This is a genomic window from Rhodococcus sp. OAS809, assembly GCF_040546695.1.
In the GTDB taxonomy this organism is placed as follows: domain Bacteria; phylum Actinomycetota; class Actinomycetes; order Mycobacteriales; family Mycobacteriaceae; genus Rhodococcus_F; species Rhodococcus_F qingshengii.
Genome location: NZ_JBEPOI010000002.1, coordinates 2470230 through 2484342, shown reverse-complemented (window position 1 = coordinate 2484342; position 14113 = coordinate 2470230). Strand labels below are relative to the sequence as shown.

13 protein-coding genes are annotated in these 14113 nt (G+C 62.3%); 5 read left to right on the top strand and 8 right to left on the bottom strand.

The genetic code is table 11. The features are described from left to right. Positions 1-56: 56 nt before the first annotated feature. On the top strand, positions 57-554 hold the full coding sequence (locus ABIE52_RS14585; RefSeq protein WP_003944415.1) for a winged helix-turn-helix transcriptional regulator: 498 nt from the start codon (positions 57-59) through the stop codon (positions 552-554). A gap of 92 nt (positions 555-646) precedes the next feature. After that, positions 647-1885, top strand: coding sequence for an HNH endonuclease signature motif containing protein (locus ABIE52_RS14580; protein ID WP_192712073.1), 1239 nt, complete (start codon positions 647-649; stop codon positions 1883-1885). A 100-nt stretch (positions 1886-1985) separates the two neighbouring features. Here ABIE52_RS14580 and ABIE52_RS14575 read toward each other — a convergent pair whose 3' ends face one another. The 3 genes from ABIE52_RS14575 to ABIE52_RS14565 form a co-directional block, all read right to left on the bottom strand. Beyond that, entirely contained in the window at positions 1986-2474 is a 489-nt protein-coding gene (locus ABIE52_RS14575; RefSeq protein ID WP_007726792.1) for a GNAT family N-acetyltransferase, read from the bottom strand. A 70-nt stretch (positions 2475-2544) separates the two neighbouring features. Next, positions 2545-3315 (bottom strand): site-2 protease family protein, encoded by a 771-nt coding sequence (locus ABIE52_RS14570; RefSeq protein ID WP_003944319.1) that lies wholly within the window; start codon positions 3313-3315, stop codon positions 2545-2547. Further along, positions 3312-3986: a hypothetical protein gene (locus ABIE52_RS14565; protein ID WP_080961056.1), complete on the bottom strand. Its 675-nt coding sequence runs from the start codon at positions 3984-3986 to the stop codon at positions 3312-3314. The genes ABIE52_RS14570 and ABIE52_RS14565 overlap by 4 nt, the downstream gene beginning before the upstream one ends. A 283-nt stretch (positions 3987-4269) precedes the next feature. Here ABIE52_RS14565 and ABIE52_RS14560 point away from each other — a divergent pair, with 283 nt between their 5' ends. Beyond that, the gene (locus ABIE52_RS14560) at positions 4270-5559 is read left to right on the top strand and encodes an adenylosuccinate synthase (RefSeq protein ID WP_003944351.1); all 1290 of its coding nucleotides are present in this window, start codon (positions 4270-4272) and stop codon (positions 5557-5559) included. A 52-nt stretch (positions 5560-5611) separates the two neighbouring features. On the opposite strand, the gene ABIE52_RS14555 is transcribed toward ABIE52_RS14560, so the two are convergent. Together ABIE52_RS14555 and ABIE52_RS14550 are read right to left on the bottom strand one after the other, a co-directional pair. Further along, positions 5612-6082, bottom strand: a complete 471-nt coding sequence (locus ABIE52_RS14555) for a 5' nucleotidase, NT5C type (protein ID WP_042924209.1) — start codon at positions 6080-6082, stop codon at positions 5612-5614. Positions 6083-6127: 45 nt separating this feature from the next. Then, positions 6128-6358 (bottom strand): hypothetical protein, encoded by a 231-nt coding sequence (locus tag ABIE52_RS14550; protein ID WP_042924212.1) that lies wholly within the window; start codon positions 6356-6358, stop codon positions 6128-6130. A 61-nt stretch (positions 6359-6419) separates the two neighbouring features. Between ABIE52_RS14550 and yczR the strand changes: the two genes are divergently transcribed. Continuing rightward, on the top strand, positions 6420-7895 hold the full coding sequence (yczR, locus tag ABIE52_RS14545) for a MocR-like transcription factor YczR (RefSeq protein ID WP_054827550.1): 1476 nt from the start codon (positions 6420-6422) through the stop codon (positions 7893-7895). 47 nt (positions 7896-7942) lie between these two features. After that, the gene (locus tag ABIE52_RS14540; protein ID WP_192712074.1) at positions 7943-9046 is read left to right on the top strand and encodes a class I SAM-dependent methyltransferase; all 1104 of its coding nucleotides are present in this window, start codon (positions 7943-7945) and stop codon (positions 9044-9046) included. 59 nt (positions 9047-9105) lie between these two features. On the opposite strand, the gene ABIE52_RS14535 is transcribed toward ABIE52_RS14540, so the two are convergent. The 3 genes from ABIE52_RS14535 to ABIE52_RS14525 form a co-directional block, all read right to left on the bottom strand. Continuing rightward, entirely contained in the window at positions 9106-10206 is a 1101-nt protein-coding gene (locus ABIE52_RS14535) for a CaiB/BaiF CoA transferase family protein (RefSeq protein ID WP_064688898.1), read from the bottom strand. Positions 10207-10313: 107 nt separating this feature from the next. Further along, entirely contained in the window at positions 10314-12380 is a 2067-nt protein-coding gene (locus tag ABIE52_RS14530; protein ID WP_003944426.1) for an ABC transporter ATP-binding protein, read from the bottom strand. Further along, a complete protein-coding gene (locus ABIE52_RS14525) occupies positions 12377-14110 on the bottom strand; it encodes an ABC transporter ATP-binding protein (RefSeq protein WP_007726810.1) in 1734 nt (577 codons plus the stop codon). The genes ABIE52_RS14530 and ABIE52_RS14525 overlap by 4 nt, the downstream gene beginning before the upstream one ends. Between the last annotated feature and the right edge of the window lie 3 nt (positions 14111-14113).

Sequence of the window (14113 nt, the reverse complement as noted above, 5' to 3'; positions counted from 1 at the left end):
TCAGCAATCTAGACTCTGGCTATGGTTATGGCAAGCCAGGGGGTATGGTGAATTGCATGGACGCTGTACGACTGACCGGAGTGCTCGAAGATCGCGACGCCTGGCGGGCCACGCACTGTTCGATCGGGCGGGCCATGGAAGTGGTCGGCACTCGATCCGCGATGCTCATTCTGCGAGAGGCCTATTACGGCACAACGCGTTTCGACGACTTCGCGTCGCGAGTCGGCATCACCGAGGCGGTTGCGTCGGCGAGGCTGAAAGAACTCACTGAGGCGGGACTGTTCGAGCGTGTGCCGTACAAGGAGCCTGGAAAGCGGACGCGGCACGAGTACGTGCTCACCGAGAAGGGCCGTGACCTGCTGCCGGCGGTTCTCGCGCTGATGCAGTGGGGCGACAAGTATCTGCACGGCGGAAAAGGTGGACCGTTGGAGGTGGCCGACGACGCTACTGGTGAGCGCGTTCGCGTCGAGGTGCGCAGTGAGTCGGGTCGTGAAGTGCCTTTGGGGGAGTTGCGAGTCTCTGTCAACGAATCGCGTCGGCGGTTGCGCGAATAGCGATGCATCTCAACAGCTCTCGAGTGTAGGTCTTCTTGAAGTTGTCCGGTTTGTCTCTGGTTATCGAAAGTATGTTCGATTAAACTTTGAGCATGGACAGTCGGGAAGCGTGGCAGCTGGATGGCGAGGACCTCAAGAGTGAGGTTCTGGGTCTGGTGCGCGCCCGACACGAGTTGCAGTCGCGGATGGTGTTGCTGATCGTGGAGATGTTTTCCCGTGAGGTTCTCGGTGGGAAGGGTTTTCGGGCGATCGCGCAGTGGTTGCATGGTTCGACGAATCTGGAGATCGGTGAGTGCAGTCTGCTGGTCGGGTTGGCGCGGTTGTTGATGCTCGAACCTGTTGTCGCGGATGCGTTTCATCGTGGTGACGTGGATGCGTTGAAGGCGCGGCAGGTGGCGTCGTTTTGTCAGCATCCGCCGAAGAACATGACCCTGGCGGATGTGGACAAGGCCCGAGGGATCTTGTTGTGGTTGGCGTCGAAGAACATTGCTGATTGTGATGCGGTGCGGGCGGCGATTCGGCGGATCGAGAAGCAGTACGGCAAGCGCGAGGACGGCGTCCCGGTCGGCGAGGATTCGGAGCGTAACGAGTTCTACGCGTCGAAAGGCCTGTACGGCAGAGTAACTGTGAAGGGTGATCTGGATGCTGTGAACGGGGCCCGGTTGATGACGTTGTTGTCGAGTCTGTCGGCGCCGACGCCGGAGAAGGACGGCGTCAAAGACACGCGTACGCCGGCATTACGGCGGGCGGACGGGTTTTGCGAATTGTTGCGGCGGTACGAGCGGGCGGGGTTGGGTCCGATCGAAGGCGGGGTGAAACCGCACATCACGGTCACCGCGTCCGCGAAAGACATGACGGATCTGCAGGCTTTGAAAGACCTCCTGCCGTCCACCGAGGAACTGGGTTTCGCGTGGGCGGATTGGGTGGGCCCCATCAGTATCGATACCGCGCGGATGTTGGCGTGCGACTGCACCGTGACGCGGATTTTGTTGGACGAGAATGGTGTTCCGCTCGACTGCGGCAAGGAAGCGAGAACGGCGACGGTTCCGCAGCGGCGGGCGTTGGCGGTTCGTGATGGTGGTTGCGCGTTTCCGGGGTGCGGGACACCGTCGGGGTGGTGCGATGCCCATCATATTGTTCACTGGAACGATGGTGGCCCAAGAGATCTCGACAATCTGATCTTGTTGTGCGGTCATCATCATCGAACGCTGCACCACACCGAATGGCGGGTCGAGATCGGCCCCGACCGAAAAACAGTGTTCTATCCACCGATGTCGATTGATCCGTTCCAGCGGCCCATCGGCGGGAACAGTCCGCCCACCGCGGCGTGAATCGCGACAACTGAAGACGTGAGCACCGGGGCACAACCATGCCCCGGTGCTCGAGCTCGCGTTTGGGAGTCCCCGAGTTTGGGAGTTTTGTGGCAGGGCGTCAGCTCAGTGACTTCTTGAACCCGACATGGGAGGCCACAAATCCGAGTCGCTCGTAGAAGTCGTGAGCTTCCTTGCGAGTTTGATCCGAGGTGAGCTGCGCCAGAAACGCGCCGCGCCGGGCACCTTCTTCGCAGGCCCATCGGATCATCGAACTGCCGATGCCTTTACTTCGGTAGTCCTCGTGGACGCGAACAGCTTCGATCTGCAGTCGCGTGGCACCCATCCGGCTCATACCCGGAATGAAGGTCAATTGCATTGTGCCGATTACCGCGTCGCCGACCAGAACGGTGACGAGAAGTTGAGCCGGATCCTCGTCGATTCGCTTGAACGCGTCCTCGTAGATCGTTCGGGCTTCGGGGTTGGTCGTCTCCCGGGTGCTGCCGATCGGGTCGTCGGCGAGCAAGTCGATCAGTGCCTCCACGTGTCGAATCTCGGCCCGCGTGAGGGTGTACTCCACTCCGCCGGACTGAAATGACGTCGCAATCATCGATGCTCCCCTGAAGAAGAATGAATGTCTGAAATGTCAGACTCTCACGAGTCTCCTCCAGCGCACTCGATCACGTCCAAAAACGCATGAGGGCGTTACCGAGCATGGCGTAGTAGTCGGACACACCGCTCAATTCGAAGATCCAGTAGATCGCGTCGAAGAAGACGACATTGATCTGTGGGACGAACAGGAGCGCAACCAGCAGGAGCAGTCCGTACGGCTTGAACTGGTCGAGTTGGTGCCGTGTATTGGGTGCGAGGTAGGGCTCCAGCGCGTTGTAACCGTCCAGACCCGGGACTGGGAGCAGGTTCAAAACTGTTGCCATGACCTGCAAGAAAGCCAGGAAACTGAGGCCGGCCCAGAACGTCAGATGCTCGGCCGATGAGCCGTACGTACGTATGACGACGAGGAGGATCACGGCGGCGACGGCATTCGTGAACGGACCGGCGAGCGATATTCGGGCCTGCACCTTGGGCGGGAACATCCCGGTGCGCAGGTACACGGCGCCGCCGGGAAGCCCGATGCCGCCCAATGCGATGAACAGCACCGGCAGACCGATCGAGAGCATCGGATGGCTGTACTTGAGCGGGTTGAGCGTCAGGTAGCCACGAGCCTCGACGTCGGTGTCTCCATGACGCCACGCCAGATAGGCATGCGCGAATTCGTGCAAGCAGAGCGTGACCACCCAGCCGGCAACCACGAGGACAAAAACACCCGCGCGGCCCGCGATGGAACCCCACGTCGAGTTCCAAGCGACGATTCCGGCGATGACAGTGATCGCAACTACGCCGAGGAAGACAGGGCTCGGCCGAACCGCCGACCGTGCTGCTCCGGTTCTCACCTGACCAACAACCAAGTCTTGTCGTGCCGGTAGAAGGTCGAACGCTTCAGATCGCGTGGGTTGGCCACCCCGTCGCGAACCAGTCGCGCTGCCGGCGAGCCCAGTTGAATGGCTCGGCCTTCCAGCCAGCGTCGCCCGCTCCAGCGGCTCTTGCGGTCGACTGATGCCTTGATCCCGGGGAGCTTGGGGCTCGGCACTATCCGGATGCCGGGGACTGTGCCGGAGAACAGCTTGTTGTCGTCGACGTAGGCCTCGCCGATCAGTTCGTCTGCATCCGCCGGACCCGTGACAGTTGCTGCGCCTACCAGCGCGATTCCAGCGTCGTCGCGAATGAGCGGCACGGTGTGAACTGTGCCTTTCAAGGCCGTGCGCGCAGCTCGTGCACCGGTCGCGAGTTTGTACGCATCGGTTGCGTCGGACCTGTTCTCGGTGACGTAGGCGAGTTCGACGTTGAGTCGCTCCAATCGCATCAACCGCGTCAATGCCGCGGCAAACGCGCCGTCGTTGCCCACGACGATCAAGCGCGGCTCCGTCACGACCTGCAGTTGGGACAGTGCCTCGTCGAAGTCTTGTTTCTCCGGAAGCTCGGGGACAGTGAACGACGTGAGTTCACCCAGGGGGAGTGGAACCGGCGAATCGCCACATTTGAGCACCACAGGGGTCAAAGCCACTCCTAGCTCGATCAAGACTTCTTCTCGGGTAGTGGGACCTCGCCACCCTTCCCCGAAATGGCCGTCCGAATCACTGCCGACGATCTTAGTGCGAGTCTCTGTGTCGACTCGCAATCGTGATGGTCACCGGCCAAATTCTGGACCGTCAGGTCTGGTCTGGTGCTCTGGGCTAGACTGCTCCTTCGGTCACTGCAACAGTTCGGCGCTGCATCATGTGCGCGGAAGCCAGGCAGTACCAATGCGGCGGGACAACTGCTGCACGTCGACCGTAGGAGACAACGTCATGCCGGCAATCGTCCTGATCGGCGCCCAGTGGGGCGACGAAGGTAAGGGCAAAGCTACAGATCTACTGGGCGAGCAGCTTCAGTGGGTCGTGCGATACCAGGGCGGTAACAACGCCGGACACACCGTGGTTCTGCCGAACGGTGACAAGTTCGCACTGCACCTCATCCCGTCCGGAATCCTCACCCCCGCCGTCAACAACGTCATCGGTAACGGTGTCGTCGTCGACCCGGGTGTGTTGTTGACCGAATTGGCAGGCCTGGAAGAGCGCGGCGTGGACACGTCCCGCCTGCTGCTTTCTGCTGATGCGCACCTGATCATGCCGTACCACGTGGCCATCGACAAGGTCACCGAACGCTTCCTGGGAGCGAAGAAGATCGGCACGACCGGCCGCGGTATCGGCCCGTGCTACCAGGACAAGATCGCCCGTGTCGGTGTCCGTGCCGCGGACGTCCTTGACGAGAAGATCCTGACCCAGAAGGTCGAAGCAGCACTCGAATTCAAGAACCAGGTGCTGGTCAAGATCTACAACCGCAAGGCACTCGACCCGCAGCAGGTCGTCGAAGAGGTACTGACGCAGGCCGAGGGTTTCAAGCACCGCATCTCGGACACGCGCCTGGAACTCAACCTCGCCCTCGAGCGCGGCGAGACCGTTCTGCTCGAAGGTTCGCAGGGCACTCTGCTGGACGTCGACCACGGCACGTACCCGTACGTGACCTCGTCCAACCCCACTTCGGGTGGTGCGGCGGTCGGTTCGGGAATCGGTCCCACCAAGATCACCACAGTGCTCGGCATCCTGAAGGCGTACACGACGCGTGTCGGTTCCGGTCCGTTCCCGACGGAGCTGTTCGACGATCACGGCGCATACCTGGCGAAGCAGGGCGGCGAGGTCGGTGTCACCACCGGACGCGCTCGTCGTACGGGATGGTTCGACGCTGTCATCGCGCGTTACGCGACGCGCGTCAACGGCATCACCGACTACTTCCTCACCAAGCTGGACGTGCTGAGCAGCCTCGACACCGTGCCGATCTGTGTCGCGTACGAGGTGGACGGTGTCCGCCACGACGAAATGCCGATGTCACAGAGCGACATTCACCACGCCAAGCCCATCTACGAAGAGATGCCCGGCTGGTGGGAAGACATCTCGGAGGCTCGCACCTTCGAGGAACTGCCGCAGAATGCGCAGAACTACGTGCTTAGGCTCGAAGAGCTTTCGGGTGCGTTCATCTCCTGCATCGGTGTCGGCCCCGGCCGCGACGAAACGATCGTCCGGCGCGAGATCGTCCGCTAGTTTGTTCCCTCGAAATCCCCGCTCATGCAAGCATGAGCGGGGATTTCGTGTTTCAAGCCAGCTTCGACAAGTGTGCGGTGACGGTCTTCCAGTCGGGAAACTTGGTGCTGCCGAACTTGATCCACTCGCCCTCGAATCGATCTGCTCCGTTTGCTCCGCGGTCGTCGACGAGGTAGTCGCCACGATTGAGGTGTTTGTGGTGCGAGAGGATCAGACGTTTGTATGCGACGCTGCCTTCCTCCATTCCGAGGTGCTCTTGGACCCACAGAACCTTGTCGTGCCAGGCTGTGGCGTTCTTCCACGGCGCTGTCGAGAGGATGTAGGTGTCGAACTGCTGTGCCAGTTGGTGGTAGGCGTCGATAGCGCCGTCGAGAGGATCCATGCGAGAGAAGATGTGCGGCGCTTCGTCGAGGTCGTTCTGGTACTTCTCTCGGACGCTGTGGGTCAGGCGATCGATGCCCGACTGGAAGTTGACCAAGGTGTTGTCGAGATCGATATAGAGAATCTTTTTGGAAGCCGGCATGGGAACCCTCTCTGGAGACTTTCTGAGTGCGAAAAGAGTCCAGTTTTACCCAACTGGACTGAGATCAGTGAATTCTTCCCCCTGATCACAATCGCACGGGGGTCTGACAGCGTCGTTCTCGCGGTCTGAAGTCTTGTCGTGGAAGATGCCGCCGAGGGGTGCTGCCAGGCGAAACTGCTCCAAACGAATGTATGTACCTTCACCTTCGGCGGGCGCGAAGAAGTAGACGAGTGCCACGAAGAGTCCGATGCCGATCAGGGTTGCGAAGGTAGTCATGGACATATGATCAACTCGACTGGTATTGAGTTACATAGCCAAGTTGTCGATACTGGACTGCATGATGACTCGAGTTCTCGGTGCCCGTTCGCTTGCTCGCGATCTGGGATCCTGGCAGGAAGAGTCCGGACGCAGGCCCGCGTACCGTGCGCTTGCCGACGGTATCCGCCTGCTCGTGCACGACGGTCGCGTTCCGCTGGGAGTCGCACTGCCGAGTGAGCGTGAACTTGCGGCGGTACTCGAACTCAGTCGAACCACGATCACGTCGTCGTACTCGGTGCTGCGAGACGAGGGGTACCTGATCAGCAGGCAGGGGTCGCGAAGCACCGTGGCATTGCCTGCCGGCGCGCGGCCGAACGGGTTGATGTTCCGCTCCCATCAACCCGGGCCGAGTGGACCCGTCGTCGACCTCAGTTACGCGGCGATGGCAGCTCCCGCCGCTCAGGTCGAACTGGCGTATGCGTCTGCGCTGCAGGAACTTCCGAACTTCCTTCCCACTCACGGGATGGAACCGGTCGGGATCGCCGACTTGCGTGACGTGATCGCGCAGCGCTACACGGCGCGGGGTCTTCCCACCACCGCCGAACAGATCATGGTGACCTCGGGTGCGCAGCACGCGCTTCGATTGTTGCTGTCGGTGCTCACCTCACCCGGCGAGCGAGTGCTGGTCGATCATCCGACGTACCCCAATGCGCTGGAAGCGATTCGGCGAAACGGCGCTCGGCCCGTACCGGTTCCGGTCCGACCGGAGTTCGCGGCAGCCGGAGCCTGGGATCTCGACGGGATTCGTAGTGCAGCAAGGCAAACCGCTGCCAGAATGGCATACCTGATCCCCGACTTTCACAACCCGACCGGCCTCTGCATGGACTCTTCCGGCCGCGCCGAGCTTGCGAAGATTGCGCACGAAACGCGAATGACTCTGGTCGTCGACGAGACGATGGTGGATCTGTGGCTCGACGCACCACCGCCGGCGCCGGTCGCCTCACATGGGCGAGGCGCAGCGAAAACCGAAGTGGTGACGCTCGGTTCGACCGCGAAGTCGCTGTGGGGCGGGCTACGTGTCGGTTGGATTCGCGCCGATGGCGCGCTCATCACCCAGTTGGTGGGGGCGCGTGCCGCGGTCGACCTCGGTACTCCCGTCATGGATCAGTTGGCAGCCGCCTACTTGCTCGCCGACGACCGCTCGTTGCTCGAACAGCGTCGCGAAGTTCTGCGAGAACAGCGTGCGGTACTCCTCGGTGCGGTGGCCGAGCATCTGCCGGACTGGCGTCCCACCATCGGTTCCGGCGGAATGTCGGTCTGGATGCGAATGTCCGCGCCCGTCTCGACGGCGTTGGCGGCGGTGGCACCCAACTTCGGCGTACTCCTTGCTGCCGGCCCCCGTTTCGGCGTCGAAGGTGCGTTCGAACGATTCATCCGCGTGCCGTACGCACGTTCTCCCGAGGACCTCATTCGCGGCGTTGCGTCCATCGCCGCTGCGTACGACACTCTCGCGACGGATCGCGACACGGCAGACCAACGAATGGTCGTCGTCTGAGAACTGGGTACACACCCTGAAAGTGGTGTGAAACCAGGAGGTAGGGCATGACGGCGGTAGACGGTACAGGCGCAGCGGGAACCAGTGCGGCGGAAGCGCTCGCAGAACGATTGTTCGCGGCCACGCTCGGGGCATCGGAGCTGCAGGCCGTGTATCTGGGCGACCGGTTGGGCTGGTACCGCGCGCTGAGCGATCACGGCCCGCTCACGTCGACGGAGCTGGCGGACCGGACAGGGACCGTCGAAAGATATGCGCGGGAGTGGCTCGAGCAGCAGGCCGTCGCCGGTTATGTGGACGTCAATTCGGATGCCGATCGCCGGTACAGCCTGCCGCAGGCCCACGCCGATGTTCTGGTCGACGACGAGAACCTTCTTTTCCTGGCGCCGCTGGCCAGGCTGTTCGTCGCGACGTCGTCGTCGATGCCACGTCTACTCGACGCTTATCGTCACGGTGGGGGAGTCACGTGGGAATCGATGGGCCCCGATGCTCGCGAGGGTCAGGCGCTACTGAATCGGTCGATGTATCTCCATCAGCTCTGTCAGCAGTTTCTGCCGGTAGTCACCGACCTGCACGCCACACTTTCGGACGGCGGGCAGGTCGCTGATCTCGGGATGGGGGAGGGCTGGTCGTCGATCGCGCTCGCCCTCGGATACCCGAAGATCGAAGTGCACGGCTTCGACGTCGACGCGGCGTCGGTGAACGCTGCCCGTCGTAACGCTCATGATCGGGGGGTGGACGACCGCGTGCATTTCTCGTTGGTCGACGTCGCCGGACAGGCTCCTGAGGCCGGGCGAGCCGATGCCGGGACCTACGACGCCGTCTTCGCTTTCGAGTGCCTTCACGACGTTCCGGATCCGGTGGGTTTTCTGTCCACGGCTCGGGCGATTGCCCAGCCGGGCGCTCCGGTGATCGTGATGGACGAACGAACGGCGGATGAGTTCGATCCCGAGGCGGGTCCGATCGAGCAATTGCTGTACGGATTTTCGCTGACCTGCTGCTTACCGGACAGTCTTTCGCATCCGGGAAGCATTGCCACCGGGACGGTGATGAGGCACTCGACACTCGAAAGCTATGCCAAGGCGGCAGGTTTCGAGCGGGTGGACGTGCTGCCGATCGAGCACGAGATGTTCAGGTTCTACAGGTTGGGCTGACGCCCCGTGCGCCTTTTTGGTTGCAGTAACTACCAAAAAGGCGCATGGGGCCGAAGGCCCTAGGTCCAGACCGTATCGATATCCGTCGCCTCACGCGCCGGCACAGCAGGCGTCGTGGTGGGCGTGCGCGAGAAGCGCGGTGCGGGAGCATGCTGGGTGACGCCGTCCAGTTCGATGAGCGAACCGCGAGCCGCGATGTGTTCGTTGGACGGAGCCTCGGCGAAAGTCAGGACAGGGGAGACGCAGGCGTCGGTGCCGAGGAAGATCTTGGCCCACTCGTCGCGAGTCTTGGACAGGAACTTTTCGGTGAAGAGCTTCTTCATGTCGTCCCACTTGGACGTGTCCATCTGGTGAGGGAGCGTCGCGGGATCGAGTTCGAGGCCCTCGAGCAGCAATGCGTAGAACTGCGGTTCGATGGATCCGACGGCCATGTACTTGCCGTCGGAGGTCTCGTAGGTGTCGTAGAACGGAGCGCCGGTGTCGAGGAGATTGACGCCGCGCTCGTCGGACCAGACGCCGCGACCGCGGAATGCCCACATCATGTGGGAGAGCGCGAGGGTTCCGTCGACCATTGCCGCGTCGACGACCTGGCCCTTACCGGACGTCGAGCGCTCGACGAGAGCCGACAGAATGCCGAAGATCAGGAACATGGAACCGCCGCCGAAATCGCCGACCATGTTGAGCGGCGGGACGGGACGTTCACCCTTGCGTCCGATGGCGTTGAGGACACCGGTCAGTGAGATGTAGTTGATGTCGTGACCGGCGGCGTTGGCGAGCGGTCCTTCCTGTCCCCAGCCCGTCATACGGGCGTAGACGAGGCGCGGATTGCGCTCCGAGACCACGTCGGGTCCGAGTCCCATGCGTTCCATGACGCCGGGACGGAAACCCTCGATGAGGACGTCGGCGCGGCCCAGGAGATCGAGCACTTTCGCGACGTCGGCCGGGTCCTTCAGGTTGGCCTCGACGATGCGGCGGCCGCGCTTGATCTGGTCGGTTGCGTTCGAGTCCTGCGGAATCTGCCCTGCGCGCTGCACGATGACGATGTCGGCGCCCATGTCCGCCAACAGTGTCGCGGCGTGCGGGCCCGGTCCCAATCCAGCGAATTCCACGATCCGAATGCCCGCGAGCGGGCCCTTCTTCTCCACAGCTTCTGCAGACACACGCACTCCCAATTCAGACGGTGACAACACTTCTGACCCGACGGTAACGTGTCGAATCGATCAGGTGTGCTCCGGGGCACTGTGTCCGCCAGGGGAGGCGCCGATCACTAGACGGCGGCACCCTCGAACTGAGCGTTGTAGAGACGGAAGTACGCGCCCGCCGCTGCGATGAGTTCGTCGTGTGTGCCCTGCTCGACGATCTTGCCCGCCTCCATCACGACGATCAGATCGGCGTTACGGATGGTGGAGAGCCGGTGCGCGATGATGAAGCTGGTCCGCCCGACGCGCAACGCGGACATTGCTTGCTGCACAAGCTGTTCCGTACGTGTGTCGACCGAGCTCGTCGCCTCGTCGAGAATCAGCAGCGACGGCTCCGACAGGAATGCACGAGCGATCGTGATGAGCTGCTTCTCGCCGGAGCTGATGTTCGACGCCTCCTCGTCCAGCACGGTGTCGTACCCGTCCGGGAGGGTGTGGATGAAGCGGTCGACGAAGGCAGCGCGTGCGGCTTCGTGAATCTCGTATTCGCTGGCGTCGAGTCGGCCGTATGCGATGTTGTCGCGGATCGTGCCGCCGAAGAGCCAGGTGTCCTGCAGAACCATGCCGACGTGCTTGCGCAAGTCGGAGCGGCGCATCTGCGAGATGTCGACGTCGTCGAGAGTGATTCGGCCGGAGTCGACTTCGTAGAAGCGCATGAGCAGGTTGACCAAGGTGGTCTTGCCGGCACCGGTGGGCCCGACGATGGCGACCATCTGCCCGGGCCGGGCCGTGAGGTACACGTTCTCGATCAACGGCTTGTCCGGCTCGTACCGGAACGAGACGTTCTCGAACTCGATGTGACCGACGTTGCGATGACGTCCGGCGGGCTCGGGGAGAAGCGGCACGTCGATGTCGGGCGACTGCTCGGGTTCGTCGAGAAGCTCGAAGACCCGCTCCGCCGACGCGGCTCCGGACTGCAGGCTGGTCGACATGGACGCGATCTGCGTCAGTGGCTGGCTGAACTGGCGCGAATAGACGATGAAGGCCTGAACGTCACCGAGTGACATGTTGCCGCTGGCGACCTTGAGAGCGCCGACCACAGCGAGCAGCACGTAGGTGATGTTTCCGACGAAGTTCATGACCGGCATGATCAGGCTGGAGAGGAACTGTGCGCCGAAGGACGCGTCGAGGAGCTTCTTGTTCTGCTCGGCGAATTCACGCTCGGCTTCGGCCTGATGCCCGTACACGCGTACCAGGTCGCGACCGCTGTAGTTCTCCTCGATCTGCGCGTTGATCTTGCCCGTCTCGGTCCACTGAGCCTTGTACAACACCTGTGCTCGCTTGGCGACCCTGGCAACGAGGAGCACCGACACCGGCACCGCGATCAGCGCGATCAGGGCGAGCATCGGAGAGATGACGAACATCATCGTCAGGACGCCGAGGACGGTGAGCACCGACGTCAGGAGCGAGGTCAACGTCGACGACAGCGTCGACGAGATGTTGTCGATGTCGTTGGTGACGCGGCTGAGGATCTCGCCACGCGGCGTCTTGTCGAAATACGGAAGGGGGAGACGGTGAAGCTTCGCCTCCACCGAGGCACGCAGGTTGTAGATGGTCTTCTGGACGATGATGTTGAGGAGGAATGCTTCCAACCAGGCAAGCAGCGACGAGAGCAAGTACACGCCGATCGCGAGCATGACGACCTTGCCGATGGCGTCGAAGTTCAGACCCACACCGGGAACGACGTCGGTCGAGTTGGCGACAAGATCGGCGAACGTCGAATTCCCTGATGCCCGGATGGCGTCTGCGGCCTGCTCGCGGGTCAGTCCGGCGGGCAGGCTCTTGCCGATGAACCCGGCGAAGATGAGGTCTGTCGCGTGACCGAGGATCTTCGGCACTGCGACGGAGAGTGCGATGCTGGCGATCGTCGCAACGACGACACAGAAGACCGCAAACTTGTGCGGCTGCAGAAGCGAGAGAAGCCGCTTCATCGTCGCCTTGAAGTGGCGAGGTTTGGTGTCCGTCGCGGTCAGCGCGGGCTTCGGCTCTTTGTCGGGGGTCTCGGGGTTACTCGACTTCGCATCCCCGTCCGCGGATTCAGGTTCGCTCGGAATCTTGGCGAACACCACCGTCGGGGCATCGTCGAAGTACTGGCTGTTGGGGCCGCCCCATGTCGGGTCCTGCGGGCTGGTCATGCGCTCATCTCCGCGGGAATCTGGGAAGCCACGATCTCTTGGTACGTCGGACAGTTGGCCAGAAGGAACTGATGGTCGCCGAGGCCGACCGGCGCACCGTCTTCGAGGACCATGATCTGGTCGGCATCGATGATGGATGCGACGCGCTGAGCCACGATGATGACCGTCGAATGAGTCGAAACCGTCCGGAGTTCGCGTCGGACGGCGGCGTCCGTATGCATGTCGAGAGCGGAGAACGAATCGTCGAAGACGAAGATCCGGGGTCTGCGGACCACCGCTCTGGCGATGGCGAGACGTTGTTTTTGTCCGCCCGAGAGATTGCCGCCGCCCTGGGCGATCGGTGACTCGAGACCGTCGGACAGCTCCCGGACGAAGTCGTCTGCCTGGGCGATGGTGAGGGCTGCCCAGATGTCGTCGTCGGTGGCGGTCGGGTTTCCGTAGCGGATATTGCTCGCGATCGTGCCGGCGAACAGATAGGCCTTCTGGGGCACGTATCCGAAGTTGGCGAAGAGTTCGTCCTGATCCCAGCCACGGACGTCCAAGCCGTCGACCAGGACGGCGCCGGCTGTGACGTCGAAGAGCCGGGGGATGAGTGAGACGAGGGTCGATTTGCCACTGCCCGTACTGCCGACGATCGCGGTGACCGTGCCTGGCATGCATCGCATCGAAACATTCGACAGAACCGGCGTTTCTGCTCCTGGATACGTGAATCCGGCTCCACCGAACTCGACCACGCCGTATGGGCTGGTCGGGCGAAGGGGCTGGGCCGGCGCGGGCACGGTCGCCTCGGTGTCGAGTACTTCGGTGATGCGGTCGGCGCACACGGCGGCGCGGGGGATCACGACGGCCAACATGGTCGCCATGACCACCGACATCAGGATCTGCATGACGTAGGCGAGGAAGGCGCTGATCTGTCCGATCTGCATGTCCCCGGTGTCGACCAGATGCGCGCCGAACCATAGGACCGCCACGCTCGACAGGTTGGCGATCAACATGACGGTGGGCAGCAGAACCGCCTGGTACCGGCCGATGAGGAGCGAAGTGTCGGTCAGTTCCTTGTTGGCCTTGTCGAAGCGGATCGTTTCGTCGGGTTCGCGAACGAAGGCGCGAATGACACGCATACCGGTGAGCTGTTCGCGCAGTGATCGATTGATGTTGTCGATCCGCGTCTGCATCGTCCGGAAATGCGGGATCAGCTTGGCCACCACGACCGAGACGGTGATGCCGAGCAGTGGTACCGAAATCGTCAGGAGCCAGGACATCTGCAGGTTCTCGCGCAGAGCCATGATGATGCCGCCGATGCACATAAGTGGGGCGCTGACGAGCATCGAGGACGTCAGCATGACCAGGGCCTGGATCTGCAGGACGTCGTTGGTGTTGCGTGTGATCAGCGTCGGCGCACCGAAACTGTTGAATTCGCGATCCGAGAAACTGCCGACTGCCTTGTAAAAGGCGCCTCGAACGTCGTGGCCGAAGCCCATCGACGATTTTGCAGCCAGATAGGTCGATGCGACCGACGCGATGATCGACGCAAGCGAGACCAGGAGCATGATCCCGCCGGTGGACATGATGAATCCGGTGTCGCCTCGGGCGACGCCGTCGTCGATGATCCGCGCGTTGAGTGTGGGGAGGACCAACGACGCGATGGCCCCGAAGAGTTGCAGTGCGAGGACCCCGGCAAGCAACCAGCGGTACGGCGGCAGGTACGTCTTGAGGAGTTTTGCTAGCACGAC

Bases quoted from the DNA above. Each gene is read 5' to 3' on its own strand.
- ABIE52_RS14585 (WP_003944415.1), top strand. From the start codon at position 57: ATGGACGCTGTACGACTGACCGGAGTGCTCGAAGATCGCGACGCCTGG.
- ABIE52_RS14540 (WP_192712074.1), top strand. From the start codon at position 7,943: ATGACGGCGGTAGACGGTACAGGCGCAGCGGGAACCAGTGCGGCGGAA.
- ABIE52_RS14575 (WP_007726792.1), bottom strand. From the start codon at position 2,474: ATGATTGCGACGTCATTTCAGTCCGGCGGAGTGGAGTACACCCTCACG.
- ABIE52_RS14560 (WP_003944351.1), top strand. From the start codon at position 4,270: ATGCCGGCAATCGTCCTGATCGGCGCCCAGTGGGGCGACGAAGGTAAG.
- yczR (WP_054827550.1), top strand. From the start codon at position 6,420: ATGATGACTCGAGTTCTCGGTGCCCGTTCGCTTGCTCGCGATCTGGGA.
- ABIE52_RS14530 (WP_003944426.1), bottom strand. From the start codon at position 12,380: ATGACCAGCCCGCAGGACCCGACATGGGGCGGCCCCAACAGCCAGTAC.
- ABIE52_RS14550 (WP_042924212.1), bottom strand. From the start codon at position 6,358: ATGACTACCTTCGCAACCCTGATCGGCATCGGACTCTTCGTGGCACTC.
- ABIE52_RS14555 (WP_042924209.1), bottom strand. From the start codon at position 6,082: ATGCCGGCTTCCAAAAAGATTCTCTATATCGATCTCGACAACACCTTG.
- ABIE52_RS14580 (WP_192712073.1), top strand. From the start codon at position 647: ATGGACAGTCGGGAAGCGTGGCAGCTGGATGGCGAGGACCTCAAGAGT.